This window comes from Pseudomonas sp. P7548, assembly GCF_013386585.1.
GTDB lineage: Bacteria > Pseudomonadota > Gammaproteobacteria > Pseudomonadales > Pseudomonadaceae > Aquipseudomonas.
Genome location: NZ_JACARO010000101.1, coordinates 1 through 548 on the forward strand (window position 1 = coordinate 1; position 548 = coordinate 548).

The 548-nt window shown below is 65.0% G+C and carries 1 protein-coding gene; it reads left to right on the forward strand.

The window, feature by feature from the left end; all coding sequences use genetic code 11:
- Positions 1-398 (forward strand): aldo/keto reductase (locus HX803_RS29965; protein ID WP_178925722.1); only part of this gene is annotated, 398 nt, incomplete at its 5' end.
- Positions 399-548: the final 150 nt, after the last annotated feature.

Here is a 548-nt window from a genome sequence, read left to right on the forward strand (position 1 = left end):
AAGAGCGCGAGATGATCCCGCTGTGCATCGACCAGGGCGTCGCCTTGATGCCCTGGAGCCCCATGGCACGCGGGCGCTTGACCCGCCCCCACGGGCAGCAGACCGAGCGCAGTAAAACCGATGAGTTCGGCAAGAGCGTGCTGGATGCCACCGACGCCGTTGACGGCCCGGTCATCAACGCGGTGGAACAACTGGCCAAAGAGCGTGGCGTGCCCATGGCACAAATCGCACTGGCCTGGGTGCTGGCCCATCGCGGGGTGACCTCGCCCATTGTGGGCGCGTCCCGGGCGGCCCAGTTGGACGATGCCGTCGCGGCGCTGGACATTCAGTTGACCGCCGCCGAAATAGAGCGCCTGGAGGCCAACTACACGCCGCATGCCGTCACGGGTTTCAGTTGAGCGGCGGGGATTGTTTAACAAACCCATACCTGAAGGTTCACAAACCCTGATTGAACGTGCCTGCGCGCTTTGGGAGCATCGGCGACCATGATTTCGCTCTTGCGCCCCCTCCGTTGCCACCTGCCCGCTTCGCTGCCGAAGGCGCAGGCG